The organism is Sporofaciens musculi (genome assembly GCF_009830285.1).
Lineage (GTDB): Bacteria > Bacillota > Clostridia > Lachnospirales > Lachnospiraceae > Sporofaciens > Sporofaciens musculi.
This window is the reverse complement of the sequence record NZ_WUQX01000001.1, coordinates 3,392,533-3,413,558: the sequence shown is the minus strand read 5'-3', so window position 1 is coordinate 3,413,558 and position 21,026 is coordinate 3,392,533. Positions and strand designations below refer to the sequence as shown.

At 44.0% G+C, this 21,026-nt stretch carries 24 protein-coding genes; 23 read left to right on the top strand and 1 reads right to left on the bottom strand.

Annotated features, from left to right (window positions below; all coding sequences use genetic code 11):
* The first annotated feature begins 86 nt into the window (after window positions 1-86).
* From GN277_RS17180 to GN277_RS17100, 17 genes are all read left to right on the top strand, one after another.
* The gene (locus GN277_RS17180; protein WP_159752096.1) at window positions 87-1,016 is read left to right on the top strand and encodes an AraC family transcriptional regulator; all 930 of its coding nucleotides are present in this window, start codon (window positions 87-89) and stop codon (window positions 1,014-1,016) included.
* Between the two features lie 184 nt (window positions 1,017-1,200).
* Complete coding sequence (locus GN277_RS17175; protein WP_159752094.1) at window positions 1,201-1,620, top strand: hypothetical protein; 420 nt, start codon at window positions 1,201-1,203, stop codon at window positions 1,618-1,620.
* A 209-nt stretch (window positions 1,621-1,829) separates the two neighbouring features.
* Window positions 1,830-3,341, top strand: coding sequence for an amino acid adenylation domain-containing protein (locus GN277_RS17170; protein WP_159752092.1), 1,512 nt, complete (start codon window positions 1,830-1,832; stop codon window positions 3,339-3,341).
* A complete protein-coding gene (locus tag GN277_RS17165) occupies window positions 3,341-4,519 on the top strand; it encodes an alanine racemase (RefSeq protein ID WP_159752090.1) in 1,179 nt (392 codons plus the stop codon). Before GN277_RS17170 ends, GN277_RS17165 begins: the two co-directional genes overlap by 1 nt.
* Window positions 4,516-4,767, top strand: a complete 252-nt coding sequence (locus GN277_RS17160) for a phosphopantetheine-binding protein (RefSeq protein WP_244324764.1) — start codon at window positions 4,516-4,518, stop codon at window positions 4,765-4,767. Before GN277_RS17165 ends, GN277_RS17160 begins: the two co-directional genes overlap by 4 nt.
* A 1-nt stretch (window position 4,768) precedes the next feature.
* Window positions 4,769-6,358, top strand: coding sequence for an MBOAT family O-acyltransferase (locus GN277_RS17155; RefSeq protein WP_159752088.1), 1,590 nt, complete (start codon window positions 4,769-4,771; stop codon window positions 6,356-6,358).
* Window positions 6,345-7,307 carry an SGNH/GDSL hydrolase family protein gene (locus GN277_RS17150; protein WP_159752086.1) on the top strand — a complete coding sequence of 321 codons (963 nt, stop codon included), beginning with the start codon at window positions 6,345-6,347 and terminating at the stop codon, window positions 7,305-7,307. Before GN277_RS17155 ends, GN277_RS17150 begins: the two co-directional genes overlap by 14 nt.
* A complete protein-coding gene (locus tag GN277_RS17145; RefSeq protein WP_159752085.1) occupies window positions 7,304-7,888 on the top strand; it encodes a TVP38/TMEM64 family protein in 585 nt (194 codons plus the stop codon). Before GN277_RS17150 ends, GN277_RS17145 begins: the two co-directional genes overlap by 4 nt.
* A gap of 37 nt (window positions 7,889-7,925) precedes the next feature.
* Entirely contained in the window at window positions 7,926-8,570 is a 645-nt protein-coding gene (locus tag GN277_RS17140) for a CDP-alcohol phosphatidyltransferase family protein (RefSeq protein WP_159752084.1), read from the top strand.
* Window positions 8,567-9,454, top strand: a complete 888-nt coding sequence (locus GN277_RS17135) for a phosphatidylserine decarboxylase (protein ID WP_159752083.1) — start codon at window positions 8,567-8,569, stop codon at window positions 9,452-9,454. Before GN277_RS17140 ends, GN277_RS17135 begins: the two co-directional genes overlap by 4 nt.
* 18 nt (window positions 9,455-9,472) lie before the next feature.
* Entirely contained in the window at window positions 9,473-10,189 is a 717-nt protein-coding gene (locus GN277_RS17130) for a response regulator transcription factor (RefSeq protein ID WP_159752082.1), read from the top strand.
* Entirely contained in the window at window positions 10,170-11,486 is a 1,317-nt protein-coding gene (locus GN277_RS17125) for a sensor histidine kinase (protein ID WP_159752081.1), read from the top strand. The genes GN277_RS17130 and GN277_RS17125 overlap by 20 nt, the downstream gene beginning before the upstream one ends.
* 34 nt (window positions 11,487-11,520) lie before the next feature.
* Window positions 11,521-12,435 carry an alpha/beta hydrolase gene (locus tag GN277_RS17120; RefSeq protein ID WP_159752080.1) on the top strand — a complete coding sequence of 305 codons (915 nt, stop codon included), beginning with the start codon at window positions 11,521-11,523 and terminating at the stop codon, window positions 12,433-12,435.
* Window positions 12,436-12,583: 148 nt separating this feature from the next.
* Window positions 12,584-13,507 carry an SGNH/GDSL hydrolase family protein gene (locus GN277_RS17115; protein ID WP_244324763.1) on the top strand — a complete coding sequence of 308 codons (924 nt, stop codon included), beginning with the start codon at window positions 12,584-12,586 and terminating at the stop codon, window positions 13,505-13,507.
* A gap of 20 nt (window positions 13,508-13,527) precedes the next feature.
* The gene (locus GN277_RS17110) at window positions 13,528-13,920 is read left to right on the top strand and encodes a hypothetical protein (RefSeq protein ID WP_159752079.1); all 393 of its coding nucleotides are present in this window, start codon (window positions 13,528-13,530) and stop codon (window positions 13,918-13,920) included.
* A gap of 43 nt (window positions 13,921-13,963) precedes the next feature.
* Window positions 13,964-14,515 (top strand): GNAT family N-acetyltransferase, encoded by a 552-nt coding sequence (locus GN277_RS17105; RefSeq protein WP_159752078.1) that lies wholly within the window; start codon window positions 13,964-13,966, stop codon window positions 14,513-14,515.
* A gap of 150 nt (window positions 14,516-14,665) precedes the next feature.
* On the top strand, window positions 14,666-14,905 hold the full coding sequence (locus tag GN277_RS17100) for a hypothetical protein (RefSeq protein WP_159752077.1): 240 nt from the start codon (window positions 14,666-14,668) through the stop codon (window positions 14,903-14,905).
* 143 nt (window positions 14,906-15,048) lie between these two features.
* On the opposite strand, the gene GN277_RS17095 is transcribed toward GN277_RS17100, so the two are convergent.
* Window positions 15,049-16,293: an IS256 family transposase gene (locus tag GN277_RS17095; RefSeq protein WP_159752075.1), complete on the bottom strand. Its 1,245-nt coding sequence runs from the start codon at window positions 16,291-16,293 to the stop codon at window positions 15,049-15,051.
* A 432-nt stretch (window positions 16,294-16,725) separates the two neighbouring features.
* Between GN277_RS17095 and GN277_RS17090 the strand changes: the two genes are divergently transcribed.
* From GN277_RS17090 to GN277_RS17065, 6 genes are all read left to right on the top strand, one after another.
* The gene (locus tag GN277_RS17090; RefSeq protein WP_159752073.1) at window positions 16,726-16,914 is read left to right on the top strand and encodes a hypothetical protein; all 189 of its coding nucleotides are present in this window, start codon (window positions 16,726-16,728) and stop codon (window positions 16,912-16,914) included.
* Between the two features lie 77 nt (window positions 16,915-16,991).
* Window positions 16,992-17,882 (top strand): RpnC/YadD family protein, encoded by an 891-nt coding sequence (locus tag GN277_RS17085; RefSeq protein WP_159752071.1) that lies wholly within the window; start codon window positions 16,992-16,994, stop codon window positions 17,880-17,882.
* A 58-nt stretch (window positions 17,883-17,940) separates the two neighbouring features.
* The gene (locus tag GN277_RS17080) at window positions 17,941-18,147 is read left to right on the top strand and encodes a hypothetical protein (RefSeq protein WP_159752069.1); all 207 of its coding nucleotides are present in this window, start codon (window positions 17,941-17,943) and stop codon (window positions 18,145-18,147) included.
* A gap of 120 nt (window positions 18,148-18,267) precedes the next feature.
* Complete coding sequence (locus tag GN277_RS17075) at window positions 18,268-19,083, top strand: ParA family protein (RefSeq protein ID WP_159752067.1); 816 nt, start codon at window positions 18,268-18,270, stop codon at window positions 19,081-19,083.
* A 6-nt stretch (window positions 19,084-19,089) separates the two neighbouring features.
* On the top strand, window positions 19,090-20,214 hold the full coding sequence (locus tag GN277_RS17070; RefSeq protein WP_159752065.1) for a ParB/RepB/Spo0J family partition protein: 1,125 nt from the start codon (window positions 19,090-19,092) through the stop codon (window positions 20,212-20,214).
* 167 nt (window positions 20,215-20,381) lie between these two features.
* The gene (locus GN277_RS17065; protein ID WP_244324762.1) at window positions 20,382-20,996 is read left to right on the top strand and encodes a sigma-70 family RNA polymerase sigma factor; all 615 of its coding nucleotides are present in this window, start codon (window positions 20,382-20,384) and stop codon (window positions 20,994-20,996) included.
* The last annotated feature ends 30 nt before the right edge of the window (window positions 20,997-21,026 follow it).

The following is a 21,026-nucleotide window of genomic DNA, read 5'->3' as shown; positions in this document are numbered from 1 at the left end:
TTTCGTGATTAAAAAGCGCATTGTGTGAGAAGCTTAATAAAATAAAACGTGATATGATGTGGGCATTAAAGATAGGAGGTGCCGCGATGCACGCATGGGAAGCAATCGAACAATCTTTAGCTTTTATTGAGGAAAATCTGACAGAAGAAATTTCGACGGAAGAACTGGCAAATACTGCGGGTTTATCCCCGTTCTATTTTCAGCGTTTATTTAAGAGGCTGGTAAATAAGCCGGTTCAAGAATATGTAAAGCTCCGGCGTCTGGCAAAGGCAGTTGAAAGCTTGAGCAATACTGAACGGAGGATACTGGACGTTGCCTTGGATTACGGCTTTTCGAGTCATGCAAATTTTACACGGGTTTTTAAGGAAACGTATGGGATAACACCGGAAGAGTACAGGAAAGATTTGCCAATGCTTAACACATTTGACAGACCGGAGGTTTCCATGAATTATGTCCTGGTAGACGAAGGGATTCCATTGGTGGTAGGAAATATCGTTTTGGAGATCCAAAGAAAGATTTTGAAGAAGCCGGAGATTTATCTCGGTCTGGAAACACAAGTATGCATTTCCAGACAAATCCCGGTTGGCGAAAGCACAAGTGTAGATGTGCCGGGACAGCTTTGGAAACGCTATCACATGGAGAAGGTTTTAGTTGCAGATAATCTCAGTACCGGTGTAGAAATAGGAATGTCTTATATGGAAGATACCATGCGGGATTTTTTCCTTTATTTTGCGGGTGGACTTGCGCCAAATTTACCGAGGTCGTTACCAGAAGATTTTGTAAAGAAAGAGCTATCAATAGGAGAATACATCGTTTGCAGGATTGAAGCAGAAGATTTTGAGTATCTGGTGACAACAGCTTTGAATCAGGCCAGCAAGTATCTTTTCAGTATTTGGCTGCCGCATCACAGTTTAACTACGGAGGCTTTCTCTGTAGAAAAGTATTACTACGATTCAGAGGATATGGCTTGTATGGAAATTTGGGTTAAGCCCATACCAATGAAAAACAGGGATTAACCTTGTTGTGTTTAGATTTGTTAAGAATCCATTAAGGAACTGTTTAGATTTGGATGGGATAATAAGAACCATCAAAGGAAACAGCTTTGAAATATACAGGAAGGAGATGTAACGACGTAAGGATACAGGTTCCTTAAAACCTGAAAACATAGATAAAAAACAAGTTGTGAAAGGAGTCAGCAAAATGAAGGAAACAAAAACGACAGTAAAAGGTATGGTAAAAAGAGGACTTGTTCTCTGTATGATCGGAGTAATGGCGCTTGGTATGGTTGCATGCGGAGGCAAAGATAAGAAATCAACGTCCACGCAGCCGAAGACAAAGACGGAATCCAGTAAGTCAACAGGTAAGAAGAATACGACAAAAAGGCAGGAGGATAAGAAAGCTGACGACACAAAGACGGACTACGACCAGGAGGATAAGAACGATGTAACGGCGCCGGATCAGAATAAGACAGATGAAGGTCAGAATCAGGGCAATGCAGCGACAGGTCAGCAAGACACCAAGGAAGATGGCGAGAAAGGAGCAACAACCAGCAAGAAGTCAGATAAGAATAACATCGGGACAAGCAGGAACAATAGTACGAGAGATAAGGAGACAAATTAAAAGCAATAAAAACAGATGGACTGTACGGGTACGTACAGCCCATCTGTTTCAAATTATAAAGAGTTAGAAAGGAATTGGCAATGGGAAGCGCGCTCCTTTCAGAAGAATTCCTGTTTCGGTTTAGATTTGTTAAGAATTAATTAAGGAACTGTTTAGGTTTTACAGGGATAATTAGAGATAACAAAAGAAAAAAGAAAGGAATAAATGATATGGAACATATACTGGATTATTTAGAAAGGGCAGAGAAGAAGTATCCCCATAGACTGGCAGTGGATGACGGAAATGTTTGTTTTAATTGGAGCGAACTTTTAAAACTGTCAAGGAGGTTGGGTTCATCCATTTTGAATTTTACCGAAATGGGAAAACCGGTTGCAATTCTGGCAGAAAAAAGTGCGGTCACACTGGCCGCTATGTTCGGGACAGTATATGCAGGCTGCTTTTATGTGATGATAGACCCGTCCCAGCCGGCGGTAAGGTTAAATGAGATTCTCCGAATCTTAGAGCCGGAACTTATCATTACAGATAATAAAAATGAAGAACGTCTGGAAGAAGCTGGGTACTGCAAAAGGAGCTGTCTGTTGGGAGATATGATGCAGGCAGCCGTCGATGCAGGAAGACTTAAGGAAATCAGGGAAAAGAGCAGGGGATCTGATCTGTTATACGGTATCTTTACCTCCGGCTCCACAGGAACACCCAAAGGAATCGTTGTAAGCCACAAGGCGGTAGTCGATTTTATCTCACATTTTACAGAGACATTTGGAATTACGGAAGAAGACAGGATTGGAAATCAGGCTCCTTTTGATTTTGACGTATCGGTGAAAGATATCTATACAAGCGTAATGACAGGGGCTTCATTGGTATTGATCCCGAAGAAGATGTTCTGCACTCCGCCAGTACTCCTTGATTATCTCTGTGAAAAGAAGGTAACGACGCTGATCTGGGCAGTATCGGCTCTGACGCTGGTATCAGCTCTCAAAGGGCTGCGCTACCGCGTGCCGGGTGATGTTAAACGTGTGATGTTCAGCGGCGAGATCATGCCGGCAAAGCAGCTGAGGCTCTGGCAGGAGGCGCTTCCCCAGGCAGAATTCATCAATCTGTACGGGCCTACGGAGATTACCTGCAACTGCACCTATTATCCCGTAAAACGTATCTATGAAGATGGAGAGCGGCTTCCCATAGGAAGACCGTTTCCAGGAAGAAGGGTATTTCTGTTAGATGAAGGGGGGAAAGAAGTGACGATTCCGGAAGAACCAGGGGAAATCTGTGTGGCGGGAGAATCCCTGTCAGAAGGCTATTATAACAATCCCAGGGAAACGGAAGAAAGATTTGTCTATCCGTTTCCGGATGAGCCAAAAGTGCGCTGTTATCGGACCGGAGACCTGGGATATTACGGCAGGGATGGGGAACTTTATTTTTGCGGGCGGAAGGATTTTCAGGTCAAGCATATGGGGCACCGCATTGAGCTGGAAGAAATTGAACATTCAATGAACCAGATACAAGGGCTGGAGAAGAGCTGCTGTCTGATGGATTACAGAAAAAATCAGTTAGTTGCCTTTTACCTTGGTGAAGCTGCAACGGGCCTGGTGCGCACCGAGATGAAGAAAAGAGTGCCGGTTTACATGGTTCCCCATAAGATCATACCAATCAGCCAAATGCCGCTTACGAAGAACGGGAAAACGGATCGGGATTATTTCCGAAGCAAGTTAGAGGAGGTCATGTGATGATTATGGATCATCTGGAATATTGCATCATGAAATATGGTACGCCGTCCTATTTGTTTGATATTGATAAAATGAAGGAAACCGTAGGGAAATTCCGGAAAGCATTGGGAGGAAAAGCCGGTTTATGCTTTGCCATGAAGGCAAATCCTTTTCTTGTCGGGCAGATGGAAACACAGGCAGACCGGATTGAAGTGTGCTCTATGGGAGAGTTTAGGATCTGTAAAAAGCAGGGAATTGCACCGGAAAAGCTGCTGATTTCAGGCGTATTAAAACAGAAGGAGGATATTTGTGAGATTTTGGATACCTATGGCGGGGCATGTACTTACACCATAGAATCCCTTGAACAGTACCACTGTTTTACAGACTGGTGCGGGCGGAAAGAAAAGCCTGTGCATGTTTATCTAAGGCTGACCAGCGGGAACCAGTTTGGTATGGATGGGGAAGCTATCCATAATATCATTAAAATAAGAAAGATGTGCCCGTATCTGAACATACGGGGAATCCATTATTTTTCCGGCACACAGAAGAAACATGCCGGAAAGATCAAAGAAGAACTTGGCTGCTTGGATCAATTTTTAAGGGAGATGGAAGAAAGGACCGGATTTCAACTGGAACAACTGGAATATGGACCGGGGCTTTCGGTTCCTTATTTCAGAGGACAGGAGGATCACAGGGACTCGGATCTAAACGAGCTTGTGAGGGCGGTAGAAGGGATGGAATGGAAGGGCTCTGTGATGCTGGAGATGGGGCGCGCCCTTGCCGCTGACTGTGGATATTACCTGACAAGCGTTAAAGATATCAAACAAAGCAATGGCAGGAGATACTGCATTGTGGACGGCGGGATACACCAATTAAATTATGACGGTCAGATCCGGGGAATGTATGAGCCTGTATTCCGAGTTTGGCCAAAGAGCCAGGCGGGGGCAGAATGTCAGTGGACCGTATGCGGAAGCTTGTGTACGGTAAACGACGTACTCATGCAGAAAGCGGTTATCCGCAATCTGAAAGCAGGAAATGTCCTGATCTTTGAGCGGGCGGGGGCTTATGCCATGACAGAAGGAATGGCGCTGTTTTTAAGCCATGAGCTTCCGGAGGTTCTGCTTTACAGTAAAGAGATGGGATGGAAGCCGGTACGGGATAGAATCCACACCTATCACTGGAATACAGAAAATTTATGATGATGAAGAGGAGAGAGAAGATGGATACTTTAATGAAAATTTTAAATGAGATTGACGACAGCATTAACTGGGAAAAAGAAAAAGCAGTGATCGATGACCGCCTGTTGGACTCTTTCGGAGTCATTACCCTTGTATCAGAGCTGGAGGACGCGTTTGGGATCGAGATTGAGGCTTCGGAGATGGCAGCAGAAAACTTTAACTCAGCAGAAGCAATGTACCAGATGATTTTAAGGCTTAAGGAGAAGTAACATGGCATACCATACAGCGGTGTATCTGGCGCTGTTTCTCCCGCTGGTGCTTTTTTCTTATCAGCTCGCACCGAAAAAAATCAGGTGGTGCGTGCTTTTGGCAGCAGGATATTCTTTCTTCTGGCTGATCAGTAAAGGGTTGGTGGCGTATCTTTTGGGGACAACGTTATTTACCCACTATATCGGCATATGGCTGGGATGGATGAAGCTAAGATGCCGGACGGAGGCGGAACAAGCGCCGAAGGAGGACCAGGCAGAGATCAGGAAGCAATATAAGCGGAAAGAAAAATGGATACTGGCAGGCGGTATCCTTGCACTGGTGGGAGTCCTTGCATGGCTGAAATATTATAACTTTTTTGCAAAGAATCTGAATGCGCTTATGGAGATATCAGGGAGTACGGCGCTGATTCCGGCAAAGGATCTGCTGCTGCCCATCGGGATTTCTTTCTATACATTGCAGGCCATCGGATATATGGCAGACGTCTACTGGGAGAAGGTGCCTTCTGAGAAAAATCTTGGAAAGCTGGCGCTGTTTCTGGGATTCTTTCCTCAGATCATGGAAGGGCCCATCAGCATGTATGCCCAGACCGCAGACGTCCTGTGGGAGGGAAATTCCCTGAAAGGTGAAAACCTGTCAAAAGGCAGCGTGCGTATCCTCTGGGGGCTTTTTAAGAAGATGATCATTGCAGACCGGCTCTACGTGCTGGTAAGAGCAGTTTTTGATCATTATGAGAATTACAATGGGATTGTCATTGCAGCGGCGGCAGTTGCATATACGGTACAGCTTTACATGGAATTTTCAGGGTGCATGGATATCGTCATTGGAAGCGGCAGGATGTTCGGCGTTACACTGCCTGAGAATTTCAACCAGCCTTTTGCTTCCCGGAACGCGGCAGAGTTCTGGAGGCGGTGGCACATGACCCTCGGAGTATGGTTTAAAACCTATGTTTTCTATCCGGTGTCTGTGTCGTCTGTGGTAAAGAAGTGGAATAAATTCGGAAGAAAACATCTGGGGAAATATCTGACAAAACTTGGGGTATCAGCCATTGCATTATTTCCGGTGTGGCTGTTAAACGGACTTTGGCATGGACCGCAGTGGAATTATATCTTTTACGGTATGTATTATTTTGTCATCCTATTAGGCGGGGTTGCCTTAGAGCCTGTAAGGAGTAAAGTGTTAAAGCTTTTGCACGCTGATGAACATGCGCTTTACTGGAGGATCCCACAGATTTTAAAGACGTGGGTGATCATCTTCGCAGGAGAATTGTTTTTCCGGGCAAACGGGCTTAGGGCAGGACTTAGGATGTTTGAGAGCATGTTCCGGGAGTTTACGCCCCAGAAACTATGGGACGGGACATTCTTAGGCTTTGGGCTGGATGGGGCGGATTATCTGGCGATCGGGACCGGATGTCTGGTGGTTGCATGTGTTGGGATGATAAAGGAAAGGAAGCTGCTGGGTGAGGCAGGATTGCAGACACTACGGACGCCTGTGAGATGGGCTTTGTATTACGGGCTGATCTTTGCAGTGATTATTTTTGGGGCTTACGGCGTTGGGTACCAGCAGGTGGATTTGATTTATGCAAATTTTTAAAAATATTCTGTTTATCTTGATATTAGTGATATTGTTAACAGGGATATCAGGGTGGATGGAATCAGCGGCAAAAGATGAAGACCTGGTACAGGGACGGAATAAAAGCATTTCCCGGATTAGCAGGGAACCAGACCAGACTATTGACGTGCTGATCCTGGGTGACAGTTTAAGCTACAGCTCCATTGCACCGCCTATCCTGTGGAAAGACCATGGCATTACCTCTTATGTATGCGGGCAGCCGGGGCAGAAGATACAAGAAACTTATTATCTGTTGAAAACAGCTCTTGAAAAGCAGTCCCCAAGGCTCGTGATTCTGGAGACAAACGTATTGTTCCGCGGGCAGGGAAAGCTTGACAGCCTGAAAGAATCGGTTGCAGAAGCGGGAAATTACCATTTCCCGATCTTCCGGTTCCACGATATCTGGAAACCGCTCCTGATGGAGAAGCTGTACAAAGGAGAAAACTATAAGGGCTTTGAAATCCGGGACGGGATACAGTCCTATAAGGAAGATGACTATATGAAGGAATCGGCGCAAAAGGAAGAGATGGGCGAAAATGTAGAAGGCTATATAGAGCGTATCGTGGAAATGTGCAGGGAAAAGAATGTGGAAATATTGCTGCTCAGCACGCCTTCACCGCAGAACTATAATTACAGGAAACACAATACGCTGGCGGAATATGCCCAAAAGCAGAATCTTTCCTATATGAACATGAATATGGCGGTAAAGGAGATTGGAATAGACTGGAAAACCGACAGCCTGGATAAAGGCGACCATTTGAACCTGTCCGGGGCATGTAAGGTGACGGCTTATCTGGGAGAGTATTTAGATAAATCAGAGTGGAAGCTTCCGGATCACAGGGGAGATGCGGCTCTTAGCGCATGGGAGAAGGAAGCGGAGGAATTCGAACAAAAAGTGACAGAAAAATTGAAAGTGATGCGGGGAAAATGATCATAAAACGGATAGAACAATGGAAAAAATGGGTGACCGCGCTGTTATTGCTCCTGTGTCTGGCCCTCTGTGCGGCATTATTTAAAGCATATCTGGACGGAAAATTTGATTCGGTGGAAACGCTTCAAAGTTATATTTCGGGGTTTGGTCTGCTGGCGCCGGTCGTACTTACGGCAATCCAGGCGCTTCAGGTGGTCATTCCGGTGCTGCCGGGATTCTTAGGATGTATCGTCGGGGCGGTCATGTTCGGCTGGATGGGCGGCTTCTGGTGTAATTACATCGGGATTTCGGTGGGTTCCATTCTTGCGTTTCTGATCGCAAGAAAGTTTGGAAAAGAGATTGTTGGCAGGATGTTCCCAGGGAAACGGTATGAAAAATGGGCTGAGTGGGCGGCAAAAAGCAAATCCTATACGACAGTATTGTTTCTGGGGATGGTGCTGCCTTTGTTCCCGGATGATTTCTTCTGTTATTTCACTGGGATCACAAAAATGACGGCACGTAAATTTGCAGCCATCATTGTACTGGGGAAACCATGGTGTATTCTGGCGTACAGTATTTTCTTCGCTGCTGCGGCTGTTTAAAGAATGGAATGAATAAAATAAGAAAGGTAGAAAAGGGATGGAGGAAAAGAAAAAGCTTTGCGGTTATTATAACTATACGGTGGTGCTTACCTATCTGGGAATGTTGTTTGGGTTTACCGGAATTATCTTTACGATGGAGGGGACATACCGGCAGGCTGTATTATGCCTGATGTTTGCAGGAATCTGCGATATGTTCGACGGGACGGTTGCCGCTACCAGGCAAAGGGATGTCCGTGAGAAAAGATTCGGGATTCAGATTGATTCTTTAAGCGACCTGATTTGTTTCGGCGTCCTGCCGGCATTGTTTGGATATATGGCAAGCGGGAAAACTTATCTGGGATTTTTGGCGGGATGCCTGTATGTACTGTGCGCGCTGATCCGTCTGGCATATTTCAACGTGCTGGAGGAGGAACGGCAGCAGGCGGAGACTGGAAGCCGTTCCTGTTATCTTGGGCTTCCGGTTACGTCCGTAGATCTTCTTTTGCCGGCATTTCTGGTGATTGGGAGACAGTTATCCTTTGGCATATCCAGGCTGGCGCCGGTGCTGTTAATAGGGCTGGCGGCTGCATTTGTTCTGCCCTTGCATGTAAAAAAACCAAAGTTATTTGGAAAAATAGGAATTGTATTTACTGGAATCGTAGAATTTGTTATCCTGTTAATGGGACTGGGAATGGAAATATGAAGAAAGAAACGCTAATGATTCGCTTTTTATATGGAACGATACCAGGCCGTGCCGTTTTAAGGCCTCTGGTTCGTCCAACTGTGTCCGGAAAAGTAGGAAAGTTTCTGGATTCGCGGTTTTCCAGATGGCTGGTACCCTTATTTATCAAAAAGCATCATATAGATATGAAGGAATATGAGGGCAGGTCGTACCGTTCATTCAATGATTTTTTTACAAGAAAACGCAGTATGGAACGAATTGACATCACTCCCATGCATCTGATCAGCCCCTGCGACGGATATCTCAGTGTATATCCGGTAGCAGATGATCTGACTTACCGGATCAAACACGTAGAATACAGCCTGGAGAGACTGTTGAAAAGCAGGGATCTGGCAGAACAGTATGCGGGAGGGACTTGTCTTATCTTCCGGCTGACTCCCCAGGATTATCATAGATATTGCTATGTATGCGACGGAGTCAGGGTCGAATCGGGGGCAATTGAGGGATGCCTGCATTGTGTCCGGCCGGCGGCTTACTCGTCCGTACCGGTTTTTGTGGAGAACAGCCGGGAGTATATCGTGCTTTCAACCCCTGCGTTCGGTACTGTCGTCCAGATGGAGGTCGGCGCCCTGCTTGTGGGGAAGATCCATAACTTACGAAGCAATAGAAGGGTCTTTCAGGGACAGGAAAAGGGATATTTTGAATTCGGCGGCTCTACGATATTGGTGCTGGTAAAAAAGAACCGATTGGAATTATCGGAGGATGTTGTAGGACAAACAAGAAATGGGAAGGAAATGAGGATTTGCCTGGGAGAAACGGTCGGTACTGCAGAAAGTATTTCTGCAGGTCATCCGTTGAGAAATTATTTGCATGGAACAGAAGGATTTCCGGATATGAAGAAATAGAGAGGAGTGTGTGCAGAGATGGAAAAGGAGCAGGTATTGATTGTTGAGGATGACGCGGATATCCGCGAAGGGGTTCGTATTCTGTTAGAAAGTGAGAATTATCATGTGTCGGAAGCGGAAAATGGGAGAAAAGGGCTGGAACTATTAAATGATGAGACGGATCTGGTCATTCTGGATGTGATGATGCCGGGAATGTCAGGGCTTCGGACATGTGAAGAAATCCGGAAAGTATCCAATGTCCCTGTCCTTTTTCTGACAGCAAAGGCACAGGAATCCGACAAGCTCATCGGGCTGATGGCGGGAGGGGACGACTACCTTCCGAAGCCATTTTCCTATGCGGAACTTTTAGGAAGAGTAAAGGCTTTAATGCGCCGGTACAAGGTATATATGGGAAAGAACTTAGGAAATGAGAAGGAGGAGGAACCCTACCTGGAGATGAAGGGAATCCGGATTCATGAGACCTTCAATGAAGTGTTTGTAAATGATGTGGAAAAGGAGATGTCTGATATTGAATACCATATCTTGCTTTTGCTGATGCAGCATCCTGGAAAAATATTTTCCGCTCAGAACCTATATGAAAGCGTGTGGCAGGAGCCTTACTTTTACTCCTGTAACAGTACCATCATGGTGCATATCCGAAAACTGAGGGTGAAGATAGAAGAAGATCCGAAGAATCCAAAGTATATCAAAACCATTTGGGGAAAGGGGTATAAATTTGGCGCGGACAACGAGTAAGAAGGATTCCATATACTTTCAGCTGCTGCGGCTTCTGGTGATATCGGCTTTTGCGGCAGTTCTTGTATTCTTTGTGCTGAATCGGGCAGGGGATCGTCTCATTGAGAATTTTTATTATAACTCGGATTATGAAGAACGAAAAAATGAAAGTTATATCAGGAAGCTGCAACAGTACATTGATCAGAATGAATTGTCCTCAAGGGATGCGGATGCGTTAAAGAGCTGGGTACAGAAGCAGCAGATTGTCTCCATCCGTGTAAATAAAGACGGAATGCAGGTGTTTGATTCGGTGTATCCGGATCAGGAACTGTGGGAGGAGGATATTGAGGCCAATGATTACGGATGGGAGGTCTATTATACCGTGTCCTTTGCAGATGGGGAGGCGAGAGTAAGCATTACCGGAATGTATGCATATCAGTTTTATAATTATGCAATGCTTGCAGAGCTGGCGCTGTCTTTCGTCTTGTTCCTGCTTCTTGTCCTGTTTGGAATCCGCAGTAAAATGGCATATATATTAAAATTGAGTGATGAGGTGGAAATCTTAGAAGGAGGAAGCCTTGATTATAAGATTACAGTAAAGGGGAAGGATGAGCTTGCGGCGCTTGCAGAAGGGCTTGAGAGCATGCGCCTGTCCTTTCAGGAGCTGATCAGGCAGGAGGCCCGGATGGTGCAGGAAAACCAGAAGATTGTTACGGAGATGTCCCATGACCTGCGCACGCCGGTTACTTCGATCATGCTGTATACGGAAATCTTAAAAAAAGGAAGCTATAAAGGCGAAGGACAGTGGAAGGAATATGTGGAGAAGATTGACCGGAAAGCAAGAAGGATGAAGCAGCTTACAGATCATCTGTTTGAATATTCCCTGACTGCAGGAGAAGAAGAGGTGCAGTTAGAAGAACCGGAAACCTGTGAAACGCTGTTCTATGACCTGTTTTCAGAGACTTGCAGTTATCTAAAGCAGCAGGGCTTTGAGGTGTCGTTTCAGGTGGAATGGCCGCAGAGCAGGCTTCGGATCTCAACGGATTATGTGATGCGTATCATGGATAATCTGACGTCTAATATCATGAAATATGCCGATACATCCATGCCGGTTGCGGTTTCTGCTGTGGAAGAGGGGAACATGGTGGGATTTTTGTTTGAAAATAAGGTGAAGAAACCGGAAGAAGAGACGGAGAGCAATGGAATCGGGATACAGAGCGTTAAAAATATGATGGCAAAAATGAAAGGAAAATGTATGACGGAGCAGAAAGGAGAAAGATTCCGGGTGTTGCTGTTATTTCCGGGGCAGACAGTATAAGGCTTCTTACTTTCATTAAAGAAAGGTGATAGATTTGTACAGAAAAAAGATTGTTATTGGGCTTTTGTCGGTTGTAATAGTAGGGAGCATAGCACGTCAGATTGAACAGGAACGGCAGGTGAAGAAACAGGTATGGCAGCTTGAGCAGAAAAAAGACGCGGATGGAATCATCAGGGAGACTCCCAAGCCGTATTTTATAGAAAAGCAGGCGGGATATCGTTACAGGGATCCGGAAGAGATCACCTATCCGTCTAAGATTACGGGAACCAATCGGCATGCCATGGTATTTCTGCCGGCGGATTATAAAGAAGAAAAACAATATCCGGTTCTGTATCTTCTGCACGGATTGACCGGAAGCCACCGCACATGGCGGAATAAATCGGCGGATGTCATCTTACAGAACCTGCATTATTTTGAGCAGGTGCCGGAGATGATCGTGATATGCCCTAACAGTGCGGTCAATGGGGATGAGGACACGGAAGAGCTGTCTTTGACGGAGACCATCCAGGCATATGACCTTACCGGACAGGATTTGGTGGAGAACCTGATGCCTTATATAAACAGTCATTATCCGGTAAAGACCGGGCGGGAATATACAGCGGTTGCAGGAAACTCCATGGGTGGGCGCAATACCTTGTATATGGCGTTTACTTATCCGGAATTATTTGGTTATGTGGGTGTGTTTTCCTCCGCATCGGTGTTGCCGGATGAGACATACGGCCATGTGAACCCGCTTTTAATGGATTTAGTGCCTCCAGCGGAAAAGTTTCGTTTACTTATGCTTTCGGTAGGCAGATCTGATGATGTCTGCGGAGATGTTACCTATAAGCTCCATGGTCTTATGAAGGAGAAAGGCATAGAACATCTTTTTTATGATACGGAAGGAGGCCATGAGGATACGGTATGGCAGAATGCACTTTATAATTTTGCAAAAAAACTGTTTATATAAAGAACTATAGGATTTAGATTTGTTAAGAAATGATTTAGGAACGGTTAAGACTTTTCCATGATAATAGAAAGAAATACAAAGGAAGGAGGCAGAAGAAAAAGCGGACTGTACGAAAGGTGTACGGTCCCTTTATCTGTAAAGAGAACATATGGGAAAGAAGGGATTCATTTTATTAATGCTTCTGGTAAGTCTGCTTGTTTTTTCGTCCACTGTATCTGCAAAAAGTAAGACACAGACGGAAAATGGAAATCAAAATAAAAATCAAAATAAAAATGCAGCCGGAATCCGAAAAGAATCGAAAAATACGATTGACGTTCTCGTTGCCGGGGACAGTTTAACGTACAGTTCCGTTTCACCCTTAGGGTTATGGAACCAATATGGAATTACATCCTATGTATGCGGACAGCCGGGACAGATGTTGTCTGAGACTTATGAAACATTGAAGCTGGCATTCAAGACTCAAAAGCCAAGGCTCGTGCTTTTTGAGACCAACGTATTGTTCCGGAGACTGGATAAAAAGAATGAGAAAAAAGATTTGATGAGCAAGCTGTATGTGCGGGAGGATTCCAAGGGGTTTAAGCTGCGGGACGGAGTAAGACCGTACCGAGAAGGAGCTTACATGAAAAAGACAGAAAAGAAAGAAAAAATGCCGGAACAGGTAGAAACGTATATGGAGAAAATCCTGAAGCTATGCCGGAGGCATGGAGTCGGACTTGTCCTGGTCAGCACGCCTTCCCCTAAGAATTATAATTACCAGAAGCACAATACGCTGCAGGAATATGCGGAAAAGAAATCCCTTACATATCTGGATATGAACCTGATTACAAAAGGGCTTAAGATTGACTGGAAGACAGATACCATGGATCAGGGAGACCATCTTAATTTATCCGGCGCAAAGAAAGTTACGGAGTATCTGGGGAAGTATCTTAAGAATGAATTCGGGCTTTCGGATCACAGGGATGAGGCGCTTTATAAGACCTGGAAAAGAATGGCAAAAGAATATACAAGGAAGGAACAAGAAATGTTAAAACAAATGCAGGCAATAATCGGAAAAGAGAAAATGAAAAGCTGATAGAATCAAAAGGAGATTAGATGAAAAAGAATAGTATAGTGGTGGGATTAATGATATTAGTTACAGCCATTATCATGATATTATTTTTGTGCAGGGGATTAGAGAAACGAACGGATGTGGTATTAACAGACTATACGATATCCGAAGACGGAGAAAAAATGAAATTAAATATAACGACAACGTCTTCTATAGGAAGCGCAAGGGCTTTGGAATTAAAGCAAGGAGGAGATAATATATACATTGCCTTTTATTCTGCATTTGGTTTTTTAAATAGTAAATTTGGAGCGAAGAGTGAATATGAAATAGAATTAAATCCTTCATGTACCGAAATTTATTTCTATAAAGGAGATGGAGAATATGAATTGGTCTTACAGAAAAGTGAAACAACAAATGAATGGAGTTTTGTAAAATAATTAAAGTGATTTCTGAATACATGTTTACAGGAGGAACAAAGCGATGACAGAATTAATTCAAGTGAAATTGCTTCCAATGGAAGAAGCAGATCGAAACCAGTTTATCCTTGACAATCAGGAAGCATTTCGTTATGGCGCTTTAGAAGAGTTCGGTGTCAGAGATGAGCATTTTGAGGACGGTGAAGAAATCATATCCCGCCGGTCGATTGAAGAATGCATGGATAGAAAAGGCGCGGAAATATACCGTATTATTTTGCAGGAAGAAAAGGTAGGCGGTGTGGTTTTACAGATCAATGCAGAGACAAAACATAATGAACTGGCGCTATTTTTTATTCTTCCTGCCGCACACAGTAAAGGGATCGGTCAAGCAGCGTGGAAGGCAATCGAGCGGCAGCATCCAGAGACAAAGGTGTGGGAAACATGTACGCCATACTTTGAAAAGCGGAATATACATTTTTATGTGAACCGATGTGGTTTTCACATAGTCGAGTTTTTTCATTCAAAGCACCCAGATCCCAATGCGCCTGATGAGTGTTCAAAAGAGGATGCAGGGGGCGGCGGAATGTTTCGGTTTGAAAAAGTGATGAAAGTTTAAATTTAGAGTAATGGATTTAGTTGATATATGAACGCCAAAGCATAATGTTTTTCTTTCTCTCTCTAACACACCAGACAATCCATTCGTTTGATTTCTGACCAGATGGAGCACTAGGCAGGACAGAAGAAAATATAAAAGGAGTAGTTTCATATGGACATCAATCATTCAATGACAACTTTATCTAACACAAGAATGACGGCATTTGCCAGTTTGAAGCAGGAGCAATGTGTTCTCAATATGCAGATACGGATGGCAATGGAGAACCATAATGCAGATGCACAGAAAAAGCTGGAAAAGGAACTGGAACAAATTGTAGAGCAGATTAACATTTTGTGTAAGAGGGGAATGAAAGACATTCCCAATCTCTCTATAACCTCAAGGACGCGGTAAATATGTTGAACATCCTCCGCCATCAACGGCATAGAGGATATGGAGGGGATGATATTGCAATATGGGTTTGTCAAGTAAAGTGTGTAAGTTTTATAAAATTTCCTTACCGGCAGTTTTCAAAGCTGCCGGTTTTACATGCAGAATCAACACTGCTCATATTTGAGAATGCGTGTCTGCATCTTATCATCCATGGCAAGCTGATTACGTACTAATGCCCAATTGGCTACGGGACGGTCATTCCACTTTTTATACAATTCCACAATCCGCAGATAGAAGGCCTTTCGTACAGCGTCCTCATTGGGGAACGCTCCCTTTTTCGTGACTTTCCTCAAACTCGAATTGACAGACTCTATGGCATTTGTCGTGTACATCACCTTCCTGACCGCGCTCTCATAATTATGAAGCTGGGCTACATGCTGCCAGTTGCGTATCCATACGTCTATTGCTCCGGGATATTTTGACCATGCCTGTTTAAGACGCTCAAATTCAGCTTCCGCTGCTTTCAGACTAGGCGCTCCGTATACTTTCTTTAACTGGGCGCTATATGCCTTATAATCTTTTGATGGTATGTACTTGATAGCATTTCGGATCAGGTGTACGATGCATCTCTGCACGACTACATCCTGGAAGATACTCCTTGCCCCTTCTTCCAGACCGGATACTCCATCCATGCTGATAAACAGCACGTCTTCCACACCTCTTGCACGGATCTCGTCAAAGATCTGCATCCAATAGTGTTTTCCTTCTGATTCGCCAATCCACAGCCCCAGCACGTCCTTTCTGCCGTCTGCGTCATAACCCAGAACCACATATACCGCACAATTTTTTGTCTCCATCTCTTTTCGTATGGTAACGTAAATACAATCGACAAACAGGAACGTGTAGAACTTTTTCAGTGGACGGTTCTGCCATTCTTCCGCGGTTCTGATCACCCTATCCGTAATTGTTGAAATGGTTTCATGGGAGATATCAAAACCGTATATATCTTCTACCGTATCTGCGATATCACGCTGGCTCATGCCTCTTGCATACATGGATAATACCTTATCTTCAATCCCGCTGACGTTTTTGGTACGTTTTGGGATTGCTTTCGGTTCAAAGCTGCCATCCCGGTCCCTTGGAACAGCAACATCCAGCTTTCCATAAGCAGAATTGACAGATTTATGGGAATAACCATTAGGCCTGTTTGCCGTCTCCTTTTCCCCGCGCTCATTACGCCCATACCCCAGATGGGAATCCATCTCTCCCTGGAGCATAGCCTCAAACATCGGCCCAAAGACGTCTTTGATAGCATCCTGCATTTCTTCCCTTGTCTGTGGCTGGTATTCTTCCATAATAGCCTTTGCGATTGCAGCCCCTCTAGTATTCTGTCTATTTCTTCGTGCCATAAGTGCTGTACCCATCCTTTTTCTTATCCTTTTTTTGAGTGTAGCATACTTTATATAGAAAAATAAAGCGTGCAGTTAGATTTACTGTATTTCTAACTTACACACTTTATTTTACACTCCCTAAATATTTTTGAAAATTGTGAGTATATTCCTTCTTGATGTCATTTTAAATTCTCTGAGAGTCGATTTCGTATGTCTATGCCATATCATAATACACAAAATCAGTAAAAATATAGAATTTCAATTATATATTATTCTATTGATACTTATAAAAGTACCAGAGTAGTAACATTCCAACTTTTGGTATGTTTCATTTCAGAAAAAATCTGATGTGGACAGTATCCGTGCTATATAAATATATGAAGAAATCGGTCATGAAGATTTCAAAGCAAAAGGAGTAGAATTGTTGGACAAGAAACGGAAGGAGAGGACATGGGTAAAAGGAAAAGGATGGCTGTTTGCCAGTTCTGTAAAAATTTAATAGCGGCCGGAGAAGGGGATTTCCTCTGCTGTGAATGTGGGGAACCTGTAGTTGTAATCAGTAATTACATATCGACCAAAGATTATCTCAAATGCAGAAACCGTAAATTCAAGAAGGCGGGGAGACAAATATGTGCGTAAAGAGATTAGAAACCGATAATTGAAACCCCAAATGAAGTATGGTAGTATAAAGATAAAGGAAAGGCAGGTGCGGGACAATGGAGAAGGAGAACCGTGAGCATAAGGACAGCGTTTTCGTTGATCTCTTTTATCAGGATGAAACGGCAAAGAAGAATCTGCTGAGTTTATATAATGCATTGCATGACACGGAGTATGAGGATGAGAATCTGGTACGGAAGGTGAAGATTGATGATGTTTTATATAAGAACTTCAAGAATGACATTTCCTTTGAGGTGAATGGTCAGGTGCTTGTCTTTGGAGAACATCAAAGCACTGTGAATATGAACATGTGTCTGCGTTGTTTGATGTATGTGGGAAGGGCATATGAGCAGTTGGTCGATCGTAAAGCGCGCTATAGGACGACATTGGTGAAGATACCAACCCCAGAGTTTTATACATTTTATAATGGAAAGAAGGAACAGCCATTAGAACGGGTATTATCTTTGTCAGACGCATTTATGAATCCGGCAGGAGAAAATTCAGTAGAGCTAAAGGTGAAGGTGATCAACATTAATTCGGATAAGGCGCATGAGCTTCTGGGAAAATGCGGGATACTAAAGGAGTACAGCCAGTTTATCAGTATGGTAAGAAAATATTCGGATGAAGAAAGCGCCATTAAAAAGGCAATCAGGGAATGTATGGAACAGGGGATACTGTCAGATTATTTGAAGCGGAAGGGAAGCGAGGTGGAGAATATGTTGATTGCAGAGTATAGTTATGAGGAAGATATACAGGTGAAGCAGGAAGAAGCCATGCAGCAGGGTGTACAGAAAGGAATACGACAGGGCAGACAAGAAGGTTTGATTTTATGTGGGAAGATATTTCAAGCAGTAAAAAAGAATCCGGATTTTACTAATGAGCAGATAGCATTGAAACTTGCGTGTAGTGTAGAAGAAGTAGAAAGTATCAAGAAAATGTTTGGTATATAATATAGGAAGTTGAAAACGTTATTTCGACAAATATGATAAGCAGAGTCAATATTTAGATATGGAGAATATGTTGATTGCAGAGTATAGTTATGAGGAAGATATACAGGTGAAGCAGGAAGAAGCCATGCAGCAAGGAATGATTTTATCGGGAGAGATTTTTCGGAAAGTAAAAGAGAATCCCAAGTTGACCAATAGACAGATTTCTGAGGAAGTCGGCTGTAGCGAGTCGGATGTTAGAAATGTGAAGAAGATATTTGGTATATAGTTTTATATTTATTTTAACGCTATCGGAGTAAGTCTGGTAGCGTTTTTTATGTGCAGATTTGTGTAAAAAATACAAATGGAACAATTTATCAGAAATAAACCAAGGATAGTGAGGAACGGTATGAAGACGGTCAGTTTATTAAATTTAAAGGGCGGAGTTGGGAAAAGTTTTACTTCGGTAAACATGGCTTATGAATTGTGGCGCAGGGGCAGCCGGGTATTATTGTGGGATAACGACAAGCAGGGGAATCTGAGTAAGGCATTTGCCCGGTATGAGGCAGAGCAGACCGCACCTGTCGCAAGGATACTAAGCGGTGATTGGCAGAATTCGGAGAAATTGATACAGGCGACAGATTATGAAGGGATAGATATTATCACGGCGAATCTATCATTGTTTGGCGCAGCTTGGAATCTGGTGAAAGAGGGAGGGGCTGACATGACGGAGAGATACCGGAGATTTCTAAAAGCCGGTATCAACAATCAGACAGAAGACAGCATTTGTCAAAACTATGATTACTGTATTATAGACAATCCACCGGATATCGGAATCAACGTGGTCAATGCCCTTGTGGTTACGGATGAAGTCATTGTTCCCGTGAAGATTGATGAAAATGCGTTGGAGGGTTTGGATATTGTGGCGGGTCAGATTGAGGAAGCAAAGGCTCTGAATCCGTCTTTGGAATTAAAAGGTGTGCTGATAACGATTTACCAGAATACGGACGGAGAAGCGGCAGGGTTAGAATGGCTTAGGCAGGAATGGGACAATGCAGAAAGCAAGCATTACAGGCAGTATAAGGTTCTTGGCAGGATTCGGTATTCTGCAAAGGTGGCAGAAAATTCCTTTGTGAAGAAACCAATCTACGAGTACAGCCCATGCTGTGGTGCGGCGCAGGATTATAAGCATTTCGTGACCATTTATACGGGAATAGGGAGATGATGGGGCATGGCGAGATTTGGAATTAACGATTTGATAGACATTAAGAAAAAGGAGTCCGAGTCAGGGACAGTGAATGCGTATAAGGAGATATGGCTGAACCCCAGGGACGTGAAACCTTCGGAGAGTAATTTTTATTCGCAGGAAAATATAGAAGAACTTGCAGACAGCTTCCTTGCAGTGGGACAGCAGCAGCCGATGGTCTTGGCGAGAGTGAATGGGGAGTTTTGTATCGTGATCGGGCACAGGCGTAACCTTGCGAATATCAAGAACCTTGAACGGGGATATCGGGAATACGAGAAGGTGCGTTATCTTTACAAAGATATGACTCCTGCGATGCTGGAACTGTCCCTTCTGATGGGAAATGCGTACAACAGGGAACTCACCGGATGGGAGAAAAGCCAGCAGGCGAAACGGCTCAAGGAGGCTTTGATACGGGCAAAGAAGGAAGATGGATTGAAGATACCCGGAAAGCTGAGGGATGTGGTGGCGGAACTGATGAATGAGAGCAGTACAAACATTGCGAGGATGGAATGTATCAGCAATCATGCGACTTCGGAGATTAGCGAGGAATTTAAGAAAGGCAATCTTGGTATTTCTGCCGCATATGAGGCGGCAAAACTGCCGCCGGATGAACAGCGTGAGATTGCGAAGCAAGCGTCAAAAGATGGCGGCATTAAGACGAAGGAGGTAATACAGAGGGCGATGAAGAAAAGGGAAGGGAAAGATAACCGGAAAGACAAGGGATTTTCGGTGGTGCAAAAGCAGGATACGGAGTCTTTAGCACAAGAGAAGGAAGAAATCCGAGAAGATGATTCGGTAAGTAAAAGAGAGATGAAGGAAACGGAACAGGCTGTAAAGGGAAGGAACATAAGACCGTTCAAGAAATTAAACCGCCATCAAGAGATACTGCGGGAGTGGGGCAGGGAAAGGGTAAGCCTGACGGTCATTCCGCAAACAGTTACGGAGGCAATGCAAAAGGTGTCCGGATCGGACACCTCGAAAGAAGCGTGGACAGATGTTGAGTGGGCGGTATTTCTTACAAGGGTGATTATGAACCGGGCGGATTGTGTAAGCGAGGGGGATTTATATTTACTTCACGATATAATGATACGGTGTCAGGGCGGTGAGTAATTTACGCAGGGATGTATGCCGGATAGTGTGCTGGAAACTATAATAGGGACATAATTAACGTGCGGTGTTTCGGCAGAATACGGCCAGTGTTGGAAATTATGAGAAGATACATAGTATGGGTGTCCGATTCGGACACTTTTTAAATTTAAATAAGGAAGAAACAGATAATGAGATTAAGAAATAGCAAAGCCGGGGCAGAAATGTCCCGGTTTTTTTGCTGCTTGGGAAGGGAGAAGAAAATACAGATGAAAAATATGCGCATATTGACAGAGGAACAGAAGATATTTGCAGAACAGAACCATATGCTGGTGGAACGGTTTCTATGGAAGAATCATTTGGAACGGGCTGAATTTTATGACGTGGTAATCTTTGGATATCTAAAAGCGGTTCAGGAGTTTTTGGAAAAACCGGAGTTATCAAAGTATCCGTTTTCATCCATTGCGTGGAGGAAAATGAGATACAGCATGATAAAAGAATATATTTACCGGAACTGTCCGAAACGAAATGCCCCTATGGGGACATACCGTGAAGATTATGACTGTGTGTTTTCAAGAGAGCAGGTTTTAGAGCAGGTGAATAGTGTTGCGAGTGAATTGGAAGATCGGGTGCAGTTACAACAGTTGATGTCCCATATGACGGTGAAAGAGAAGGAGGTGGTCTGCATGAGGGCGGCAGGATATACTTACAGGGAAATTGCAGAGCATTGCAACATTACCATGCGGGGAGTTTCCGCAAGGCTGATAAGGATGAGAAGAAGATTCCGGGCATTGGCGTTGATTTAGATGGAATTGTGTGAGATAGGAGGAAAGAGA